Origin of the sequence: Candidatus Phyllobacterium onerii (genome assembly GCF_028331445.1) — a bacterium.
In the GTDB taxonomy this organism is placed as follows: domain Bacteria; phylum Pseudomonadota; class Alphaproteobacteria; order Rhizobiales; family Rhizobiaceae; genus Phyllobacterium; species Phyllobacterium onerii.
The window spans coordinates 114986-134598 of record NZ_JAQMHX010000012.1 but is presented as its reverse complement, the minus strand read 5'-3'; the positions used below and the strand labels follow the sequence as shown (position 1 = coordinate 134598).

The window sequence follows — 19613 nt, the reverse complement described above, 5'->3', positions numbered from 1 at the left end:
AATGGTCATGCCCGGCGACAACATCGCAGTCGATGTGACGCTGATCGTGCCGATCGCCATGGAAGAGAAGCTGCGCTTCGCTATCCGTGAAGGTGGCCGCACCGTCGGTGCTGGCATCGTCTCGTCGATCATTGAGTAATTTAAGGTTTTATGCGGACGGCGCCTGTTACAAGGCGTCGCCGCTAAACAAGGAAAAGATGAAATGAACGGTCAAAACATCCGCATTCGCCTCAAGGCGTTTGATCATCGGATCCTTGACGATTCGACGCGGGAGATCGTGTCGACTGCCAAGCGTACCGGTGCCAATGTGCGCGGACCGATCCCGCTTCCTACGCGGATCGAGAAGTTCACGGTTAACCGCTCGCCGCATATCGACAAGAAAAGCCGCGAACAGTTCGAGATGCGCACTCATAAGCGTCTTCTCGATATCGTAGACCCAACCCCGCAGACAGTTGACGCGCTGATGAAGCTCGATCTTTCCGCTGGTGTTGATGTCGAGATCAAGCTGTAAGGCTTGAGGACGGAAGGACGAACCGATGCGTTCAGGTGTAATTGCACAGAAGCTGGGCATGACTCGCGTCTACAACGACGCAGGTGAGCATGTGCCGGTGACAGTACTCCGGATGGAGAATTGTCAGGTTGTGGCTCAGCGTACAGTCGAGAAGAATGGCTACACTGCCGTTCAGCTCGGTGTAGGTCTGGCCAAGGTAAAGAATACGACGAAGAGCTTGCGCGGCCATTTCGCGACGGCTTCAGTCGAGCCAAAGGCTAAAGTCGCGGAATTCCGCGTCTCTGTCGACAATCTTCTCGATGTCGGCGTTGAGATCACAGCCGAACATTACGTTGCCGGCCAGAAGGTCGATGTGACTGGTACTTCTATCGGTAAGGGTTTTGCCGGTTCCATGAAGCGCCACAACTTCGGCGGTCACCGCGCAACGCACGGTAACTCGGTCACCCACCGCGCTCACGGTTCTACCGGTCAGCGTCAGGATCCGGGCAAGGTGTTCAAGGGCAAGAAGATGGCCGGTCATATGGGTTCGACCCGTATCACCACACAGAACATCGAAGTCGTTTCGACGGACCTCGATCGTGGCCTTATTCTGGTTCGCGGTGCTGTTCCTGGTTCGAAGGGTGCATGGATACTGGTACGCGATGCCGTCAAGGAAGCGCTGCCGGACAATGCTCCCAAGCCAGCTGGTCTCCGGGCGCTTGCAGTCGACGAGGCCGCAAACATTGATGCAGCCGTGTCTGATGCAGAAGTCGCACAGGCAACCGAGGGAGCCGAATAATGGACCTTTCGATCACAACACTTGAAGGCAAAGAAGCCGGCAAGGTGAAACTCTCCGAGGAGATTTTCGGTCTTGAGCCGCGCGACGATATCCTTCAGCGCATGGTCCGTTACCAGCTTGCTCGCAAGCAGCAGGGCACGCACAAGGCAAAGGGCCGTTCGGAAATCGCACGGACCGGCGCCAAGATGTACAAGCAGAAGGGTACGGGCCGCGCCCGTCACCATTCGGCACGTGCTCCGCAGTTCCGCGGCGGTGGTAAGGCTCACGGTCCGGTTGTTCACAGCCACGATCATGACCTGCCGAAGAAGGTGCGTGCACTTGCACTTCGTCATGCCCTTTCCGCCAAGGTAAAGGCTTCCGATCTGATCATCATCGATGATCTGCTGTCGGCTGAAGCCAAGACCAAGGTACTTGTTTCGCAGTTCGCCAAGCTTGGCCTCGAAAATGCGCTTCTCATCGGCGGTGCCGAGATCGATGCGAATTTCCGCCGTGCCGCTTCGAACATCCCGAACATCGATGTTCTGCCAATTCAGGGCATCAATGTTTACGACATCCTGCGTCGTGGCAAGCTCGTGCTTTCCAAGGCAGCAGTTGAAGCTCTCGAGGAGCGTTTCAAATGACTGATCTTCGCCACTACGACGTGATCGTCAGCCCGGTCATTACCGAGAAGTCGACCCTGGTTTCCGAACATAACCAGGTTGTCTTCAACGTAGCCAAGAAGGCAACGAAGCCGGAAATCAAGGCCGCAGTCGAAGCGCTGTTTCGCGTGAAGGTTACTGCAGTCAATACAGCTGTGCGCAAAGGCAAGGTGAAGCGGTTCCGCGGCATCGTCGGGCGCCAGAGTGATGTCAAGAAAGCAGTCGTGACGCTTGCCGAAGGGCAGTCGATCGATGTTTCGACTGGTCTCTGAGGGGCCGTGGAGTAAAGACAATGGCACTCAAACATTATAATCCAACCACACCAAGCCAGCGTCAGCTGGTCATCGTGGACCGTTCGGAGCTTTACAAGGGCAAGCCTGTCAAGGCCTTGACCGAAGGTCTGTCGTCGAAGGGTGGTCGTAACAACACCGGTCGCATTACCGTGCGTTTCCAGGGTGGCGGGCACAAGCGCACATACCGCTTCGTTGACTTCAAGCGTCGCAAGCATGACGTGGCTGCCAAGGTCGAGCGGCTTGAATACGATCCGAACCGGACCGCATTCATCGCGCTCATCCGCTACGAAGACGGTGAGCTGAGCTACATTCTGGCGCCGCAGCGTCTGGCCGTTGGCGACAGCGTTATTGCTGGCGCGCAGACGGACGTGAAGCCGGGCAATGCGATGCCTCTACAGGCCATGCCGGTCGGCACCATCATCCACAATGTGGAGATGAAGCCGGGCAAGGGCGGTCAGATCGCTCGCTCCGCCGGTACCTATGCACAGCTCGTCGGCCGCGACCAGGGCATGGCAATCCTTCGCCTGAACTCAGGTGAACAGCGCCTCGTCCACGGTTCGTGCTTCGCCACGGTCGGTGCGGTATCAAACCCTGACCATGGCAACATCAACCTTGGTAAGGCAGGTCGCAGCCGTTGGCTCGGTCAGCGCCCGCACAATCGTGGTGTTACCATGAACCCGGTCGATCACCCCCACGGTGGTGGTGAAGGCCGTACGTCAGGCGGACGTCATCCGGTTACTCCGTGGGGCAAACCCACGAAGGGCAAGAAGACGCGCTCCAATAAGTCGACGGACAAGTTCATCGCTCGTTCGCGTCATCAGCGCAAGAAGTAAGAGAGGTAGTCTGAAATGGCTCGTTCAGTTTGGAAAGGCCCGTTCATCGATGGCTATCTTCTCAAGAAGGCTGAGAAGGTACGTGAGGGCGGTCGCAGTGAAGTTATCAAGATCTGGAGCCGTCGCTCCACGATCCTGCCGCAGTTCGTCGGTCTGACCTTCGGCGTGTACAACGGTAACAAGCATGTTCCGGTTTCGGTCAACGAAGAGATGATCGGACACAAGTTTGGTGAATTCGCTCCGACGCGTACCTATTACGGGCACGGCGCGGACAAGAAGGCGAAGAGGAAATAACGATGGGCAAGGCTAAGGCTCCGCGCCAGCTTAAGGACAACGAGGCGAAAGCCGTTGCCCGCACGCTCCGCATCAGCCCTCAGAAGCTTAATCTGGTGGCTGCTCTTATCCGTGGCAAGAAGGTCAACGCCGCTCTTGCCGACCTGGAATTTTCGCGCAAGCGCATTGCAGGCACGGTGAAAAAGACTCTCGAATCGGCTATCGCCAACGCAGAAAACAACCACGACCTGGATGTTGATACGCTGGTTGTTGCTGAAGCCTATGTAGGCAAGTCAGTCGTGATGAAGCGCTTCCATGTTCGTGGTCGCGGTCGTGCAAGCCGGATCGAGAAGCCATTCTCGCATCTGACGATCGTCGTTCGCGAAGCTGAGGAAAAAGGGGAGGCCGCATAATGGGCCAGAAGATTAATCCGATTGGCTTCCGCCTCGGCATCAACCGCACCTGGGACTCGCGTTGGTACGCGAACACCGGTGAATACGGCAAGCTGCTGCATGAGGACCTGAAGATCCGCAAGTATCTGATGGACGAACTGAAGCAGGCAGCCATCTCCAAGGTGGTGATCGAACGTCCGCACAAGAAGTGCCGCGTCACGATCCATGCTGCACGTCCGGGTCTGATCATCGGCAAGAAGGGCGCCGATATCGAGAAGTTGCGCCGCAAGCTGTCAGAAATGACAAATGGCGACACAACGCTCAATATCGTTGAAGTCCGCAAGCCGGAAACAGACGCAGTTCTCGTTGCGCAGTCGATCGCTCAGCAGCTGGAACGCCGTGTTGCTTTCCGCCGTGCCATGAAGCGTGCCGTTCAGTCGGCAATGCGTCTTGGTGCAGAAGGCATTCGTATCAATTGCTCGGGTCGTCTCGGCGGCGCGGAAATTGCACGTATGGAATGGTACCGTGAAGGCCGCGTGCCTTTGCATACCCTTCGTGCCGATATCGATTACGGAACTGCTGAAGCACACACTGCCTACGGCATTTGCGGCGTCAAGGTCTGGGTCTTCAAGGGCGAAATCCTTGAGCATGATCCAATGGCTTCCGAACGCCGCGCTGTCGAAGGTGATGCCAGCCATCAGGGTTCGGGCCGTCGCCGCGAAAACGCTTAAATAGCGTCTTTCGGAAACGAGAATTTTGGAGTAGAGAACAATGCTGCAGCCTAAGCGCACAAAGTTCCGCAAGCAGTTCAAGGGCCGTATCCACGGCGCATCGAAAGGCGGCACGGACCTTAATTTTGGTGCTTTCGGCCTGAAGGCCCTCGAGCCGAACCGCGTTACCGCGCGTGAGATCGAAGCCGCTCGCCGTGCAATTACCCGTCACATGAAACGTGCCGGTCGTGTGTGGATCCGGATTTTCCCGGATGTGCCGGTCACATCGAAGCCTACTGAAGTCCGCATGGGTAAAGGTAAGGGTTCGGTTGACTATTGGGCATCCCGTGTCGCACCAGGCCGTGTCATGTTCGAGCTCGACGGCGTTTCGGAAGAAACTGCTCGTGAAGCCCTCCGTCTCGGAGCGGCCAAGCTTTCGGTCAAGACGCGCTTTATTCAGCGCATCGCAGAATAAGGGGTGGATGTCATGAAATCCGCAGAAGTTCGGGCCTTGAGCCTCGATCAGTTGAATGAAGAGTTGGGTTCCCTGAAGAAAGAGCAGTTCAACCTGCGCTTCCAGAAGGCAACCGGCCAGTTGGAAAAAACCGCTCGCGTCCGGCAGATCCGCCGTGATATTGCGCGCATCAAGACTGTCGCCCGCCAAAAAGCGGTCGAGAGCAAGGCTTAAGGAAGAAAACCATGCCTAAACGCATTCTGCAGGGCGTTGTCGTGAGCGACAAAAACGACAAGACCGTTGTGGTCAAGGTCGAGCGGCGCTATTCGCACCCGCTCCTCCAGAAGACTGTGCGCCAGTCCAAGAAGTACAAGGCGCACGATGAGAGCAACCAGTTCAAGGTTGGCGACTCGGTTTCCATCGAGGAATCCAAGCCAATTTCGAAGGACAAGCGTTGGGTTGTCGTAACAGACGCCCCGGCGAGTTAAATAACTATCTGTATGTAAGACGCAGCAATCGCGAGGGGCAAGGAAAGCCCAGTCCGGTTGAACAAGAAGAAGGCGGCTAGTCATGATTCAGATGCAAACAAACCTCGACGTCGCGGATAATTCCGGCGCACGTCGTGTCATGTGCATCAAGGTGCTGGGCGGCTCGAAGCGGAAATATGCTTCGGTCGGCGACATTATTGTCGTTTCGATCAAGGAAGCAATTCCGCGCGGCCGCGTAAAAAAGGGTGACGTGATGAAGGCGGTGGTTGTTCGTACCGCCAAGGACATCCGTCGCGCAGATGGTAGCGTTATTCGTTTCGACAAGAACGCTGCTGTCCTGATCGACAACAAGAAAGAGCCTATTGGCACCCGTATCTTCGGACCGGTTCCGCGCGAACTTCGCGCAAAGAGCCACATGAAGATCATCTCGCTGGCTCCAGAAGTATTGTAAGGAGCAGACGATGCAGAAGATCCGTAAAGGCGACCGCGTTGTCGTTCTAGCTGGTAAGGACAAGGGCCGTACCGGCGAAGTAATCAAAGTTTTGCCGAAGGACGAGCAGGCGCTCGTTCGCGGCGTTAATCTTGTAAAGCGTCACCAGAAGCAGACACAGACCCAGGAAGCCGGCATCATTTCGAAAGAAGCGCCGCTCCATCTGTCGAACATTGCTATCGCCGACAAGGATGGAAAGCCGACCCGCGTTGGCTTCAAGATCCTCGAGGACGGCAAGAAGGTACGTGTAGCAAAGCGTTCAGGAGATCTGATCGATGGCTGATGCAAAGATCGAACCCCGTCTGAAGAAGCAGTACCTGGAAGTGGTACGTAAGTCGCTTCTCGAGGAGTTCAAATACGACAACGAGATGCAGATCCCGCGCATCACCAAAGTTGTTCTCAACATGGGTGTGGGCGAGGCAACTGCCGACTCCAAGAAGCCAACTGTCGCAGCTGAAGATCTGGCATTGATTGCCGGCCAGAAGGCGGTTATTACCCGTGCGCGCAATTCGATCGCAACCTTCAAGGTTCGTGAGAATATGCCGATCGGAACGAAGGTCACCCTTCGCAAAGAGCGCATGTATGAATTCATCGATCGCCTGATCAACATCGCGCTTCCGCGCGTTCGAGATTTCCGCGGTCTGAACCCGAAGAGCTTTGACGGTCGTGGCAACTTTGCCATGGGCATCAAGGAGCACATTGTGTTCCCGGAAATCAACTACGACAAGGTTGATCAGATCTGGGGCATGGACATCATCGTTTGTACGACTGCAAAAACGGATGATGAAGCACGCGCTCTCCTGCGCGCCTTCAACTTCCCTTTCCGCCAGTAACGGCAAGCGTAGCGAGGTATTTGAAATGGCAAAGACGAGCGCAGTCGAAAAGAACAAGCGCCGCGGTCTTCTGGTAAAGCGTTTCGCTGCAAAGCGTTCGCGCCTGAAGGCTGTCGTGATGAATCAGTCGCTTCCTCTGGATGAGCGCTTCCGCGCCACCATCCAGCTGGCAGAGCTGCCACGCAATTCCGCCAAGGTTCGTATTCGCAACCGTTGCGAAGTTTCGGGCCGTCCGCGCGGTTATTACCGCAAGATCAAAATGTCGCGTATCGCATTGCGCCAGCTGGGTTCGCTCGGCCAGGTGCCTGGCATCGTGAAGTCGAGCTGGTAAGGGAGAAGACAGATGTCTATGACAGATCCTCTCGGCGATATGCTGACCCGTATCCGTAACGCAACCATGCGCAAGAAGGGCAAGGTTTCGACCCCGGCCTCCAAGCTGCGTGCCCGCGTTCTGGATGTTCTTCAGGCTGAAGGCTATATCCGCGGATACAGCCAGGTTGATTTCGACAACGGCAAGTCCGAGATCGAAATCGAACTGAAGTATTTTGAGAACGTGCCGGTGATCCGCGAGATCACCCGTATTTCGAAGCCTGGCCGTCGCGTTTACGTTTCGGTCAAGTCGATCCCGCAGGTTGCGAACGGACTTGGTATTTCGATCCTGTCGACGCCAAAGGGCGTCATGGCAGACCACGAGGCACGTGAACAGAATGTCGGCGGCGAACTGCTCTGCCGTATATTCTAAGCACCGGCTTGAAAAGGTTTGAAAAATGTCTCGTATCGGTAAAAAACCAGTGGCAGTCCCGCAAGGCGTAACAGCCAGCGTAGACGGCCAGACCATCAAGGCCAAAGGCCCGAAGGGTGAACTCAGCTTCGTCGCCAACGACGATGTTGTAGTCAAGTTCGAAGACGGTGCTGTCAGCGTTAATCCGCGTGACAACACCAAGGTTGCTCGTTCGAAGTGGGGCATGAGCCGCACCATGGTCGTCAACATCTTCACAGGTGTTAAGGACGGCTTCGAAAAGCGTCTTGAAATCAGCGGCGTCGGCTATCGTGCAGCAATGCAGGGCAAGAACCTGCAGCTGTCGCTCGGCTTCAGCCATGAAGTTGTCTACAAGGTGCCGGAAGGCATCACTGTTGCCGTGCCGAAGCCGACGGAAATCGTCGTGACCGGTATCGACAAGCAGCAGGTTGGCCAGGTGGCAGCCGAGATTCGCGAATATCGGAGCCCGGAGCCTTACAAGGGCAAGGGCGTGAAATATGCGGGCGAGAAGATCGTTCGTAAAGAAGGTAAGAAGAAGTAAGGAATTCGTGTCATGGCATCGCCGAAAGAAATCATTCAGCGTCGCGCTTCGCGTGTTCGCCGCCAGCTCAAGGCGGTTGCCGGTGACCGTCCGCGGCTCAGCGTCCACCGTTCTTCGAAGAATATCTATGCGCAGGTCATCGACGATGCGCGTGGTCATACAATTGCATCCGCATCCACTCTCGAAGCTGACCTCAAGGGCCAGCTGAAGACCGGTGCAGATTCGGACGCAGCGGCATTAATCGGCAAGCTCGTTGCAGAGCGTGCTGTTAAAGCCGGCATCAAGGAAGTTGTCTTCGATCGTGGCGCCTACATTTACCACGGCCGTGTCAAGGCACTTGCTGAAGCTGCCCGTGAAGCAGGTCTTAGCTTCTAAGACCTACTGTTCACGCCATGGCGGCCTGCAAATGGCGTTTTTCTGCGATCCGGTGCTCACGTACCAAATGTACGCTGCGCTCCGGTTCTCGAAAACCACCATTTTCGGCTCGCCCTGAGCTGAACAGACACACAAGCCTTATGACCTGGTCGTAGGGTAAAGAATATCGAAGTCCGGAACTGCAGGGGCTCGCCTCTTGCAAGCCGGACTTCGATAGCGCATAAGCCCCCTGAACCGGACGGTTTGCGGGAATTCTGCGCAACAAGGACCGTTACTGCGGCCTATGTGGATCCAAGTGGATGCACGGCACGGTAAAATCATTCGTGCTACCGGAAAAGAAAAAGGAATTAGGAGCATGGCACAGGAAAAGAGAAGCCGCGAAGATCGCGGCCGCAACGAAGAGCGCGATAGCGAATTCGTTGACAAGCTCGTACACATCAACCGCGTCGCCAAGGTCGTCAAGGGCGGCCGGCGTTTCGGCTTTGCTGCTCTCGTCGTTGTCGGCGATCAGAAGGGCCGCGTTGGTTTCGGACATGGCAAGGCACGCGAAGTGCCGGAAGCTATCCGCAAGGCAACTGAATCCGCCAAGCGCGAAATGATTTTCGTGCCGCTGCGTTCGGGCCGTACCCTTCATCACGATGTTGAAGGCCGTCATGGCGCCGGCAAGGTTCTGCTTCGTGCAGCCACAGCTGGTACAGGTATCATCGCCGGTGGTCCTATGCGCGCCGTCTTCGAGACGCTTGGCGTACAGGACGTTGTTGCCAAGTCGCTCGGTTCGTCGAACCCATACAACATGGTTCGCGCGACGTTCGATGCCTTGAAGCATCAGATGCACCCGAAGGACATCGCTGCCCAGCGCGGTATCAAGTATTCGACACTGCAGGCTCGCCGCCGCGATGTGGTCGGTTCGGAAGAATAGGCCATAATTGGCGCAGCAGGGCAGGGCCACTGGCTCCTGCTCACTGTAGAGACTAAAGGACAAAGTCATGGTTGAGAAGAAGAAGGGTAAGACGGTTACGGTCGAACAGATCGGTAGCCCTATCCGCCGTCCGGCAGAGCAGCGCGCAACGCTGATCGGCCTGGGCCTCAATAAGATGCATCGCCGTCGTACGCTTGAAGATACGCCTTCAATTCGCGGCATGATTGCAAAGGTTCAACATCTCGTCCGCGTTGTGGACGAGGCTTGATACCGGAGATTAGACAAATGAAACTCAATGATCTGAGTGAAAATGCAGGCGCCACCAAGGCACGCAAGCGTGTTGGCCGTGGTATCGGTTCCGGTTCCGGCAAGACTGCTGGCCGCGGTGTCAAGGGACAGAAGTCGCGTTCGGGCGTTGCCATCAACGGTTTCGAAGGCGGACAGATGCCACTCTACCGCCGCTTGCCGAAGCGCGGCTTCACTAACATCTTCTCGAAGAACTTCAATACCGTTTCGGTTGGCCGTATCCAGGCTGCTATCGATGCCAAGAAGCTCGATGCGAAGGCAACGGTTACGCTCGATACGCTGAAGGCTGCCGGCATCATCCGCCGCGCCAAGGATGGCGTGCGTCTCTTGTCCGACGGCGAGATCAAGACTGCTGTGACCTTCGAGGTTGCCGGTGCATCCAAGGCTGCGATCGAAAAGATCGAAAAGGCCGGCGGTACCGTCAAGCTTCCAGCTGCTCCTGCAGCTGCCGAGTAAAATGACTATACAAGCGGCGATCTTCGTGATCGCCGCTTGTACCTTTTCTTCCCGCATCATATGTAACAAAAAAACTAATCGGATTTTTTGTCAGATATGATGCGTAGTTTTGACTGCTACTGCGTCCTTTAAGCGTCCAAATGGACGCATGGCGCAGTAGTGCACATATCTGGGTAGGACCGTTGATTCCCGATATCGGGGCCAGGACGGCGCCCTAACGGGCACAGACCGGAGACTATAATGGCTTCAGCCGCTGAACAGCTCGCGTCAAATCTCAATTTCTCTGCTTTCTCGAAGGCCGATGAGCTCAAAAAGCGCATCTGGTTTACGCTTGGCGCATTGCTGGTCTACCGGCTCGGAACCTATATCCCGCTACCGGGTATCAACCTTGCCGCCTACGCCCAGGCCTTCAACCATCAGTCGCAGGGCATTCTCGGCATGTTCAACATGTTCGCCGGTGGTGCCGTTGCGCGCATGGCGATATTTGCACTCGGCATCATGCCCTATATCTCGGCTTCGATCATTGTCCAGCTGATGACGTCGGTCGTTCCGGCGCTTGAACAGCTGAAGAAGGATGGCGAGCAAGGCCGCAAGGTCATCAATCAATATACGCGCTATGGCACCGTGCTCCTGGCAACGGTGCAGGCCTACGCGATTGCCGCGGGCCTGCAGGGCAGCCAGGGCATCGTTACCAATCCGGGCCCATTCTTCCTGTTCTCGACGGTTATCACACTTGTCGGCGGTACGATGTTCCTGATGTGGCTGGGCGAGCAGATTACCGCACGCGGTATCGGCAACGGTATCTCGCTGATCATCTTCTCCGGTATCGTCGCCAACCTGCCGCAGGCCATTTCCGGTACTTTGGAACTAGGCCGTACCGGTGCGCTGTCGACCGGTGTCATCCTGGCGATCATCGTTCTGACCATCGCCGTCATCGGCATCATCGTCTTTGTCGAGCGTGCACAGCGCCGCCTTCTGATCCAGTATCCGAAGCGCCAGGTCGGCAATCGCATGTTCCAGGGCGATACTTCGCATCTGCCGCTGAAGCTGAACACCGCCGGCGTTATTCCGCCGATCTTCGCCTCGTCGCTGCTGTTGTTGCCAGCAACGATCGCCGGTTTCGCGCAAAGCCATCAGATGCCAGCCTGGGCAACGACCATCCTGTCGTCGCTGGGTCACGGCCAGCCTGCCTATATGGCGCTTTATGCAGCGATGATCGTTTTCTTTGCCTTCTTCTATACGGCGCTTGTCTTCAATCCGAAGGACACGGCCGACCAGTTGAAGAAGCATTCGGGTTTCATCCCCGGTATTCGCCCCGGCGAACGTACAGCAGAGTATATCGATTACGTTCTAACGCGTGTCACAGTTCTCGGTGCAATCTACCTCGTCGTTATCTGCATGCTGCCTGAGTTCCTGATTTCATGGGCTGGTGTTCCTTTCTATCTCGGCGGTACATCGCTGTTGATTGTCGTGAGCGTTACGCTCGATACGGTTGCACAGATCCAGGGACATCTGATTGCGCACCAGTATGAAGGGCTGATCAAGAAGTCGAAGCTCCGGGGAGGGAAACGCAACAGATGAGATTAATACTTCTCGGACCACCGGGGGCAGGTAAGGGAACTCAGTCTCAGCGCTTGGTAGAAAAATTTGGTGTACCGCAGCTCTCCACGGGGGACATGCTGCGTGACGCAGTGAAGGCCGGAACCGATGTCGGTTTGCGTGCCAAGGCTGTCATGGATGCCGGCAAGCTGGTGTCCGACGAGATCGTCAATGCAATCGTTTCAGAACGCATCGACCAGCCGGATGCGGTCAACGGGTTCATCCTCGACGGTTATCCGAGAACGTTGATCCAGGCAGATGCGGTCGAGCAAATGCTGGCTGACAAGGGTCTCGAACTCGATTGCGTGATCGAGCTCGAAGTCGATGACAACGTCCTCGTCGAGCGTATATCCGGCCGCTATTCCTGCGCGAAGTGCGGCACCGGATATCATGACACCAACAAGAAGCCGCACGTGGCAGGTGTCTGCGACAAATGCGGTTCGACGGAATTCAAGCGCCGTCCGGACGACAACGCCGAAACGGTGCGCACGCGCCTCGAGGCATACTACAAGCAGACCTCACCGCTGATTGGCTACTACTATGCCAAGGGCAAGCTGAGGAAGGTCGATGGCATGGCTGACATGGACGACGTCACCGCATCGATCGAAAAAATTCTGTCGGATTTATAAGTCTGACATAATTTCATCGAAGGAGTTGACTTTTCACAGCGATTCCTTCAAGTACGGCGCAAATTCGCTTGGGAATATAAAGCGGTCGGCGCCGATCCGGTAAAAGAGGTTCGGGGCTGATCGTTTGTGTTTGTCCTCGAATATAATTTTCATCCCGTCATCTGGCTGCCGCATTGGCCATCCAGCTCTGCCGGTTAACAAGGAGAACAGGCGTGGCTCGTATTGCTGGCGTCAACATCCCGACGAACAAGCGCGTTGTTATCGCGCTTCAGTACATTCACGGGATTGGTCAAAAGTTTGCACAGGAAATCGTCGAGAAAGTCGGTATTCCTGCAGAGCGTCGCGTCAATCAGTTGACCGATGCGGAAGTCTTGCAGATTCGTGAAACAATCGATCGCGATTACCATGTTGAAGGTGATCTGCGTCGTGAAGTTTCCATGAACATCAAGCGTTTGATGGATCTGGGCTGCTACCGCGGTCTGCGTCATCGTCGCTCGCTGCCGGTTCGCGGTCAGCGTACGCATACCAATGCGCGTACCCGCAAGGGTCCTGCCAAGGCAATTGCCGGCAAGAAGAAGTAAGATTTTCCGGCGCGGTTCGCTGCGCCGGTTTCGCCTTTTCGGGCGAACAAGTGCTGGTTTCGCACTTTAACTGAAACCGCGGTGTAGCCTCTGGAAATACGGAGGCGTCGAGATCAACTGAAAGGACTACCATGGCCAAAGAAGCCACGCGCGTTCGCCGTCGCGAGCGCAAGAATATTTCGTCGGGCGTTGCCCACGTTAATTCGACATTCAACAATACGATGATCACCATCACGGATGCACAGGGCAATGCGATTGCCTGGTCTTCCGCCGGTGCGCAGGGCTTCAAGGGCTCACGCAAGTCCACGCCTTTCGCTGCCCAGATGGCTGCTGAAGATTGCGCCAAGAAGGCGCAGGAACATGGCATGCGCTCGCTCGAAGTCGAGGTTTGCGGACCGGGCTCCGGCCGTGAATCGGCTCTGCGCGCACTGCAGGCTGCCGGTTTCACGATTACATCCATCCGCGATGTGACGCCGATCCCGCACAATGGCTGCCGCCCGCGCAAGCGTCGCCGCGTTTAATTTTATTGCGACAAGCATAGGCCGCAAGAGCTGGCTTTCAGCTCCTCTGCGGTTTCCACGCCTCAATGCCACGATTGGATGGTGGTAAAGGCAAGGATGAAGGAAAAATAGATGATCCAGAAGAACTGGCAAGAATTGATCAAGCCGAACAAGGTCGAGTTCCAGACCTCCGGCTCGAAGACCAAGGCAACGGTCGTCGCTGAGCCGCTGGAACGCGGCTATGGCTTGACGCTCGGCAACGCCTTGCGCCGTGTGCTCCTGTCCTCGCTGCGCGGCGCTGCCGTGACTGCGGTACAGATCGACGGCGTTCTGCATGAATTCTCGTCGATCCCCGGCGTGCGTGAAGATGTGACGGACATCGTCCTCAACATCAAGGAAATCGCTATCCACATGGAAAGCGATGGGCCCAAGCGCATGGTCGTCCGCAAGGAAGGCCCGGGCGTCGTTACGGCTGGCGACATCCAGACTGTTGGCGATATCGAGATCCTCAATCCGGAACACGTTATCTGCACGCTCGATGAAGGCGCTGAAATCCGCATGGAATTCACCGTCAACACCGGCAAGGGTTACGTCCCGGCTGACCGCAACCGCGCAGAAGACGCTCCGATCGGCTTGATCCCGGTCGATAGCCTTTATTCGCCGGTCCGCAAGGTATCCTACAAGATCGAGAACACCCGCGAGGGCCAGGTTCTCGATTATGACAAGCTGATCCTCTCGATCGAGACCGATGGTTCGATCTCCGGTGAAGATGCCGTTGCCTATGCAGCGCGTATTCTCCAGGACCAGCTGGCGATCTTCGTCAACTTCGACGAGCCGCAGAAGGAAGTTCAGCAGGAACAGGTTACCGAACTCGCGTTCAATCCTGCACTGCTCAAGAAGGTCGATGAACTCGAGCTTTCGGTTCGCTCGGCAAACTGCCTGAAGAATGATAACATCGTCTACATTGGCGATCTTATCCAGAAGACAGAAGCAGAAATGCTGCGCACACCGAACTTCGGCCGCAAGTCGCTGAACGAAATCAAGGAAGTTCTCGCTTCAATGGGTCTCCATCTCGGTATGGAAGTTCCTTCATGGCCGCCAGAGAACATCGAAGATCTCGCGAAGCGTTACGAAGACCAGTACTAGAACCCGGGCTCAGCCCGAATTTAAAGCCCGGGCCATGAGCCCGAAAAAGAGAAACTAAGGAGAAGGCTCATGCGCCACGGTAATTCAGGCCGCAAGCTTAACCGGACTGCCAGCCATCGCAAGGCGATGTTTGCCAATATGGCTGCATCACTGATCGAGCATGAGCAGATCGTGACAACGCTGCCCAAGGCCAAGGAAATTCGTCCCATCGTTGAAAAGCTTGTCACACTCGGCAAGCGCGGTGATCTGCACGCTCGTCGCCAGGCCATTTCGGCCATCCGCGATGCCAAGCTCGTAGCCAAGCTGTTCGATACGCTTGCTCCGCGCTATGGCCAGCGCAATGGCGGCTACATCCGCATCATGAAGGCAGGCTTCCGCACCGGTGACAATGCACCGCTCGCAGTTGTCGAATTCGTCGATCGCGATGTCAACGCCAAGGGTTCCAAGGATTTGGCCCGCGTTGAAGCCGAACGCGAAAGCGAAGCCGAAGCAGCGTAAGCAACGCTTCGACCTGGAATTGAGAATTGAGAAGGGGGCTCACGCTCCCTTTTTCTGTTTGCTACCGATCGGCAAGCGCAAGTTTTACGCCGAGGGCAACAAACGCTCCGGCGAAGCTTCGGCGCATCCAGGTCAAGATGCGCGGACGCGAGATGACCTGATCGCGGACCGAGGCGGCGAAAAGGCCGTATCCGACGAACACTATGAATGTCATCAGCATGAAAGCGGCGCTTAAGGTTAGCATGCGCCAGAGCGGATGCGGCTCCGTGGCGCTGACGAATTGCGGCAGGAATGCCAGGAAGAAAATCGATAGTTTCGGGTTGAGGATATTGATCAGGATCGCGGTGATCGTCACCTGCATCAGCGACTTTTCTCCAGCTTCGCTTTCTACATTCAGCGAGCCTTTCTCGCGCAATGCGTTCCAGGCCATATAGAGCAGATAGACAACCCCGGCATATTTGAACGTGTGGAAGGCGAGGGCACTGGTGTGGAGAATTGCCGCCAGCCCTCCGATAGCTGCCGCCATGTGCGGAATGATGCCGATGGTGCAGCCGAAAGCCGCCGCGACACTGGCTCGGGCGCCGCGCGCGAGACCTGTCGCCAGGGTGTAGACGACACCCGTACCGGGCGAGATGACGATGATCAACGAAGTGATGAGGAATTCGAGGCCCACAACTATTCTCCTTCTGTATGCTCAGAGAATGAACTGAAGCCGATCAGGAGATGCTCGTCTTGAACAGGATTGCAGCTGGAGCGGAGAATCAGGCAAAAGCGGCGGCGTAGGCGCCGGGTGAGAGCCCATATTTGCGCACGAACAGGCGGGTCAAATGGCTCTGATCAGCGAAACCGCTCGTGGCAGCTGCATCGGCCAAAGGCGATCCGCTCGCGATCAGACGGCGGGCAAAGTCGATCCGGCGTTGCATGAGATAGGCATGCGGCGTGAACCCCGTTGCTTTGACAAAACCGCGTAGAACTTGAAACCGGCTCAATCCGCTTATCCGTGCAAGCTCGGCAAGCGTTACCGGAAGAGTCGGCTCGTCATCGATCAAATTCCTCGCGCGGTCGATGACTGCGGAGGCCCGACTTGAGCCGTCTTGTTCATTGCGTTCGCGGGTAATCGTGGGGAGCAATTGCAACAACAGTTCTTCGCGCTGGAGTTCAAGCGAATTGGCGGTTGTCATGATTGAGAAGAGGCGCTGGAAAACAGTCGCGACATTTGCGTCGCTCATTACGGGCCGGATGAACTCGCGGGTCTTGACGGCGCCTTCATTCATGTCGTCAATGGCTTCGCTGATGATCACCGGATCGAAATAGAGCATGCGCCATGAACGTCCGGCATTGCCGATCGGCATGCCATCGTGAACCTCGCCCGGGTTGACGGTGATGACATCGCCGGGACCTGCCTCCACCTGGCCGCGGCCGCTCAGCGATTTCTGCGCGCCCTGATGGAGAACGCCGATGCCATATTGCTCATGCGAATGACGCGGAAAGGCATGGTTCGTGGCAGCTTCAACCACCTCGATACCGGCAACTTCGCATGGAAATATCCTGAACTGGCCTTTTGGCATGTCCTCGTTTCTTATGACATCTCTTCCCATCGATGATACCCCAAACGCAGCGATCGATGAAGATCGCGCGTCATAGGTTCCTGATGGTACCTTATGTCTCAAATTTGCTTTGTTTCTTCGCTGGTATCTCGGTTCAAAATCACCACATTGGTCGAGACAGTTTTGATTGATTCATCATGTACCGGGAGATTGATATGAGTTCCAAAGCCGCTGCATCAGCGCGGGCCCTTTTCCTTTGTACCGCTGTGTTTTCCGGAATGGTGCTGCCGCTCCATGCGCAAACAGCGACGGATGCGACCAAGCAGTTGCCCACGACACGCAGTGAGTTGCAGCTTTCCTTTGCGCCGCTGGTGAAGCAGACGGCGGGTGCGGTGGTGAACGTCTATGCCGCACATGAGGTGCAGACGCGCTCGCCCTTTGCCGGTGATCCCTTCTTCGAGCAATTCTTCGGTAGCGGACAATTTAACGCACCGCCGCGCGTGCAATCGTCGCTTGGTTCAGGCGTGATAACCGATCCTTCAGGGATTATCGTCACCAACAACCACGTGATCCGCGATGCCGACACGGTGAAAGTGGCGCTATCCGATGGGCGCGAGTTCGACTCGAAGGTTCTGCTCAAGGATGAATCGACCGATCTTGCAATTTTGAAGATCGACGCGGGCGAGCCATTGCCGTCTTTGGGATTGGGAGATTCTGACAAGGTCGAAGTTGGTGATCTGGTGCTCGCCATCGGCAATCCCTTCGGCGTCGGCCAGACCGTGACAAGCGGCATCGTTTCGGCGCAGGCGCGCACGCGGGTTGGCATTTCAGATTTCGACTTCTTTATCCAGACCGATGCGGCGATCAATCCCGGCAATTCGGGTGGCGCGCTGATCGGCATGGATGGCAAGCTCATCGGTATCAACACGGCGATATTCTCGCGCTCCGGCGGATCGGTGGGTATCGGTTTTGCTATTCCGGCCAATATGGTACGCGCCGTTGTTGAGACTGCGAAGGGCGGAGCGGACAGGTTCGAGCGGCCTTATATTGGCGCCACTTTCCAAAATGTGACACCCGATGTGGCTGAAGGTCTGGGAATGAAGCAACCCTATGGCGCATTGGTGACCAATATCACGAAGGGCAGCCCCGCGGAGAAGGGCGGGCTTCTCGTCGGCGACGTGGTTCTGACTGTCGATGATGTACGCATCGAGAACCCGGATGGGCTTGGTTACCGCCTGACGACGGCCGGAATTGGCAAGGCCGTGAAACTCGGTGTGCTCAGCCGGGCAACGGAAAAGACCGTGACGGTTTCGCTCGAAAAGCCCCGCGCCGACTCCCCGGACAATCAGTTGATGATCGGGGGCAAGAACCCGCTGTCGGGCGCGCTCGTCCTCAAGCTGACGCCAAGCAGTGCCACTCGCCTGCAGTTGCCAGCTGACACTGACGGTGTGGCGGTGGACAAGGTGACCCGCAATTCGCCGGCCGCGCGCATAGGTTTGCGTCCTGGAGACATCATTCGAGGTGTGAATGGGGTTGAAATCCAGACAATCGCCGAATTGAGCAAGGCGATGTCCAGTGATCCTTCGCTTTGGCGCTTCGAATTCGAGCGGGGCGGTGCCATAATCCGGCAAATCATTCGCTGAGCGAGGCAAATAGAGAATATGGCTGACCTGTTTTCGGTCAATGATGATCCGGCATTGGACAGAAGCCGGCCGCTTGCGGACCGATTGCGGCCAAAAACGCTGGGTGAGGTCACCGGGCAGGAACAACTGACCGGTCCTGAAGGTGCGTTGACCCGCATGATCGCGTCCGGATCGCTTGGCTCGATGATCTTCTGGGGGCCGCCAGGAACAGGCAAGACGACCGTGGCGCGCCTTCTCGCGAACGAGACCAACCTCGCATTCGAACAGATCTCTGCGATCTTCTCCGGTGTGGCGGACCTGAAGAAGGTCTTCGACATGGCGCGTTCGCGAAAGATGTCAGGCCGCCAGACATTGCTCTTCGTCGACGAAATACATCGCTTCAACCGGGCTCAGCAGGATTCGTTTTTGCCGGTGATGGAGGACGGTACGATCGTCCTCGTCGGCGCGACAACGGAGAACCCATCCTTTGAGTTGAATGCGGCCTTGTTGTCGCGGGCACGGGTGCTGGTCTTTCATCCGCATGACGAGGCGAGCCTGACCGCTCTGCTTGAGCGCGCGGAAAGCCATGAAGGCAAAGCCCTACCGCTGAATGACGAGGCGCGGGCAAGCCTTGTGCGCATGGCCGATGGCGACGGGCGCGCAATCCTGACGCTGGCCGAAGAAGTCTGGCGCGCGGCGCGGGATGGCGAGGTTTTCGACGCGGAACGGGTACAGCAGATCGTGCAGCGGCGTGCGCCGGTCTACGACAAGGGCCAGGACGGTCATTACAATCTGATCTCGGCGCTGCATAAATCCGTGCGTGGCTCGGACCCTGATGCAGCGCTCTATTATCTTTGCCGGATGTTCGATGCGGGTGAAGACCCGCTCTATCTCGGGCGGCGGCTCGTCCGCATGGCAAGCGAGGACATCGGCATGGCCGATCCGCAGGCGCTTGTGATCTGCAATGCCGCCAAGGACGCCTATGACTATCTGGGGTCGCCGGAGGGCGAACTGGCGCTGGCGCAGGCTTGCGTCTATCTCGCCACCGCGCCGAAATCCAATGCAGTCTATCTGGCCTACAAGGCGGCAACACGCGCGGCCAAGGAAAACGGTTCGCTTGTGCCGCCGAAACACATCCTCAATGCGCCGACGAAGCTGATGAAGGGCGAGGGTTACGGCAAGGGCTACGCCTATGACCACGACGAGCCCGAGGCCTTTTCAGGCCAGAATTATTTTCCGGAAGCGCTTGGCCGGCAGACGTTTTACGACCCGCCGGAACGCGGCTTTGAGCGAGAGATCCGCAAGCGCATCGACTATTGGAACAAGTTGCGGCGGGAACGCGGGGAGGAATAAGCGGCTGTCTAAAGCTGTGTTCGTCGTAGTCTAGACCATCGTCTAATTGACGGATCTACGCAGGTTGTCGGAATATGATCCCTTAACA

32 protein-coding genes are annotated in these 19613 nt (G+C 56.6%); 30 read left to right on the top strand and 2 right to left on the bottom strand.

Annotated features, from left to right (window positions below):
- From PHA01_RS23130 to rplQ, 28 genes are all read left to right on the top strand, one after another.
- Window positions 1-139: EF-Tu C-terminal domain-related protein (locus tag PHA01_RS23130; protein ID WP_271898666.1), on the top strand; the 139-nt coding region annotated here is incomplete at its 5' end.
- Between the two features lie 63 nt (window positions 140-202).
- Window positions 203-511, top strand: coding sequence for a 30S ribosomal protein S10 (gene rpsJ / locus PHA01_RS23125; protein WP_008124902.1), 309 nt, complete (start codon window positions 203-205; stop codon window positions 509-511).
- Window positions 512-536: 25 nt separating this feature from the next.
- A complete protein-coding gene (gene rplC / locus PHA01_RS23120; protein ID WP_271898653.1) occupies window positions 537-1289 on the top strand; it encodes a 50S ribosomal protein L3 in 753 nt (250 codons plus the stop codon).
- Window positions 1289-1909, top strand: a complete 621-nt coding sequence (gene rplD, locus PHA01_RS23115; RefSeq protein WP_106716811.1) for a 50S ribosomal protein L4 — start codon at window positions 1289-1291, stop codon at window positions 1907-1909. Before rplC ends, rplD begins: the two co-directional genes overlap by 1 nt.
- Window positions 1906-2199 carry a 50S ribosomal protein L23 gene (locus tag PHA01_RS23110; protein WP_106716810.1) on the top strand — a complete coding sequence of 98 codons (294 nt, stop codon included), beginning with the start codon at window positions 1906-1908 and terminating at the stop codon, window positions 2197-2199. The genes rplD and PHA01_RS23110 overlap by 4 nt, the downstream gene beginning before the upstream one ends.
- Before the next feature lie 20 nt (window positions 2200-2219).
- Window positions 2220-3053 carry a 50S ribosomal protein L2 gene (gene rplB / locus PHA01_RS23105; protein ID WP_106716809.1) on the top strand — a complete coding sequence of 278 codons (834 nt, stop codon included), beginning with the start codon at window positions 2220-2222 and terminating at the stop codon, window positions 3051-3053.
- 15 nt (window positions 3054-3068) lie between these two features.
- Window positions 3069-3347 carry a 30S ribosomal protein S19 gene (gene rpsS, locus PHA01_RS23100; protein WP_008124912.1) on the top strand — a complete coding sequence of 93 codons (279 nt, stop codon included), beginning with the start codon at window positions 3069-3071 and terminating at the stop codon, window positions 3345-3347.
- 2 nt (window positions 3348-3349) lie between these two features.
- Window positions 3350-3739 carry a 50S ribosomal protein L22 gene (gene rplV, locus PHA01_RS23095; RefSeq protein WP_112526903.1) on the top strand — a complete coding sequence of 130 codons (390 nt, stop codon included), beginning with the start codon at window positions 3350-3352 and terminating at the stop codon, window positions 3737-3739.
- Entirely contained in the window at window positions 3739-4449 is a 711-nt protein-coding gene (gene rpsC / locus PHA01_RS23090) for a 30S ribosomal protein S3 (RefSeq protein WP_112526905.1), read from the top strand. Before rplV ends, rpsC begins: the two co-directional genes overlap by 1 nt.
- A gap of 40 nt (window positions 4450-4489) precedes the next feature.
- Window positions 4490-4903, top strand: a complete 414-nt coding sequence (gene rplP, locus PHA01_RS23085) for a 50S ribosomal protein L16 (RefSeq protein WP_106716806.1) — start codon at window positions 4490-4492, stop codon at window positions 4901-4903.
- Between the two features lie 12 nt (window positions 4904-4915).
- A complete protein-coding gene (gene rpmC, locus PHA01_RS23080; protein WP_008124920.1) occupies window positions 4916-5116 on the top strand; it encodes a 50S ribosomal protein L29 in 201 nt (66 codons plus the stop codon).
- Between the two features lie 11 nt (window positions 5117-5127).
- Window positions 5128-5370 carry a 30S ribosomal protein S17 gene (gene rpsQ / locus PHA01_RS23075; RefSeq protein WP_271898651.1) on the top strand — a complete coding sequence of 81 codons (243 nt, stop codon included), beginning with the start codon at window positions 5128-5130 and terminating at the stop codon, window positions 5368-5370.
- A gap of 82 nt (window positions 5371-5452) precedes the next feature.
- Window positions 5453-5821: a 50S ribosomal protein L14 gene (rplN, locus tag PHA01_RS23070; protein ID WP_008124924.1), complete on the top strand. Its 369-nt coding sequence runs from the start codon at window positions 5453-5455 to the stop codon at window positions 5819-5821.
- A gap of 10 nt (window positions 5822-5831) precedes the next feature.
- Entirely contained in the window at window positions 5832-6143 is a 312-nt protein-coding gene (rplX, locus tag PHA01_RS23065) for a 50S ribosomal protein L24 (RefSeq protein WP_106716804.1), read from the top strand.
- Entirely contained in the window at window positions 6136-6693 is a 558-nt protein-coding gene (rplE, locus tag PHA01_RS23060) for a 50S ribosomal protein L5 (protein WP_271898650.1), read from the top strand. The genes rplX and rplE overlap by 8 nt, the downstream gene beginning before the upstream one ends.
- Window positions 6694-6718: 25 nt before the next feature.
- Window positions 6719-7024 carry a 30S ribosomal protein S14 gene (gene rpsN, locus PHA01_RS23055; protein ID WP_106716802.1) on the top strand — a complete coding sequence of 102 codons (306 nt, stop codon included), beginning with the start codon at window positions 6719-6721 and terminating at the stop codon, window positions 7022-7024.
- Between the two features lie 12 nt (window positions 7025-7036).
- Entirely contained in the window at window positions 7037-7435 is a 399-nt protein-coding gene (rpsH, locus tag PHA01_RS23050; protein ID WP_106716801.1) for a 30S ribosomal protein S8, read from the top strand.
- A gap of 25 nt (window positions 7436-7460) precedes the next feature.
- Window positions 7461-7994 carry a 50S ribosomal protein L6 gene (gene rplF / locus PHA01_RS23045; protein WP_112526911.1) on the top strand — a complete coding sequence of 178 codons (534 nt, stop codon included), beginning with the start codon at window positions 7461-7463 and terminating at the stop codon, window positions 7992-7994.
- A 12-nt stretch (window positions 7995-8006) separates the two neighbouring features.
- Window positions 8007-8369: a 50S ribosomal protein L18 gene (gene rplR / locus PHA01_RS23040; RefSeq protein ID WP_106716799.1), complete on the top strand. Its 363-nt coding sequence runs from the start codon at window positions 8007-8009 to the stop codon at window positions 8367-8369.
- A gap of 355 nt (window positions 8370-8724) precedes the next feature.
- Window positions 8725-9288, top strand: coding sequence for a 30S ribosomal protein S5 (gene rpsE, locus PHA01_RS23035; RefSeq protein ID WP_091922984.1), 564 nt, complete (start codon window positions 8725-8727; stop codon window positions 9286-9288).
- A gap of 67 nt (window positions 9289-9355) precedes the next feature.
- Window positions 9356-9556, top strand: coding sequence for a 50S ribosomal protein L30 (rpmD, locus tag PHA01_RS23030; protein WP_106663217.1), 201 nt, complete (start codon window positions 9356-9358; stop codon window positions 9554-9556).
- Between the two features lie 17 nt (window positions 9557-9573).
- On the top strand, window positions 9574-10050 hold the full coding sequence (gene rplO, locus PHA01_RS23025; protein ID WP_271898649.1) for a 50S ribosomal protein L15: 477 nt from the start codon (window positions 9574-9576) through the stop codon (window positions 10048-10050).
- 240 nt (window positions 10051-10290) lie between these two features.
- On the top strand, window positions 10291-11631 hold the full coding sequence (secY, locus tag PHA01_RS23020) for a preprotein translocase subunit SecY (protein ID WP_210004292.1): 1341 nt from the start codon (window positions 10291-10293) through the stop codon (window positions 11629-11631).
- Entirely contained in the window at window positions 11628-12278 is a 651-nt protein-coding gene (locus PHA01_RS23015; protein WP_210004289.1) for an adenylate kinase, read from the top strand. The genes secY and PHA01_RS23015 overlap by 4 nt, the downstream gene beginning before the upstream one ends.
- Window positions 12279-12490: 212 nt before the next feature.
- Window positions 12491-12859, top strand: a complete 369-nt coding sequence (rpsM, locus tag PHA01_RS23010) for a 30S ribosomal protein S13 (protein ID WP_008124949.1) — start codon at window positions 12491-12493, stop codon at window positions 12857-12859.
- 131 nt (window positions 12860-12990) lie between these two features.
- The gene (rpsK, locus tag PHA01_RS23005) at window positions 12991-13380 is read left to right on the top strand and encodes a 30S ribosomal protein S11 (RefSeq protein WP_008124952.1); all 390 of its coding nucleotides are present in this window, start codon (window positions 12991-12993) and stop codon (window positions 13378-13380) included.
- 111 nt (window positions 13381-13491) lie between these two features.
- Window positions 13492-14505, top strand: a complete 1014-nt coding sequence (locus tag PHA01_RS23000; protein WP_027233183.1) for a DNA-directed RNA polymerase subunit alpha — start codon at window positions 13492-13494, stop codon at window positions 14503-14505.
- A 69-nt stretch (window positions 14506-14574) separates the two neighbouring features.
- The gene (gene rplQ, locus PHA01_RS22995) at window positions 14575-15003 is read left to right on the top strand and encodes a 50S ribosomal protein L17 (RefSeq protein WP_271898648.1); all 429 of its coding nucleotides are present in this window, start codon (window positions 14575-14577) and stop codon (window positions 15001-15003) included.
- A gap of 61 nt (window positions 15004-15064) precedes the next feature.
- Here the strand turns inward: rplQ and PHA01_RS22990 are convergent, their stop codons facing one another.
- Window positions 15065-15676: a LysE family translocator gene (locus PHA01_RS22990; protein ID WP_271898647.1), complete on the bottom strand. Its 612-nt coding sequence runs from the start codon at window positions 15674-15676 to the stop codon at window positions 15065-15067.
- Between the two features lie 88 nt (window positions 15677-15764).
- A complete protein-coding gene (locus PHA01_RS22985) occupies window positions 15765-16601 on the bottom strand; it encodes an AraC family transcriptional regulator (RefSeq protein ID WP_417021018.1) in 837 nt (278 codons plus the stop codon).
- 164 nt (window positions 16602-16765) lie between these two features.
- On the opposite strand from PHA01_RS22985, the gene PHA01_RS22980 reads away from it, so the two are divergent.
- Entirely contained in the window at window positions 16766-18193 is a 1428-nt protein-coding gene (locus tag PHA01_RS22980) for a DegQ family serine endoprotease (protein WP_417021017.1), read from the top strand.
- Between the two features lie 18 nt (window positions 18194-18211).
- Window positions 18212-19525, top strand: coding sequence for a replication-associated recombination protein A (locus PHA01_RS22975; RefSeq protein WP_271898646.1), 1314 nt, complete (start codon window positions 18212-18214; stop codon window positions 19523-19525).
- Window positions 19526-19613 lie beyond the last annotated feature (88 nt).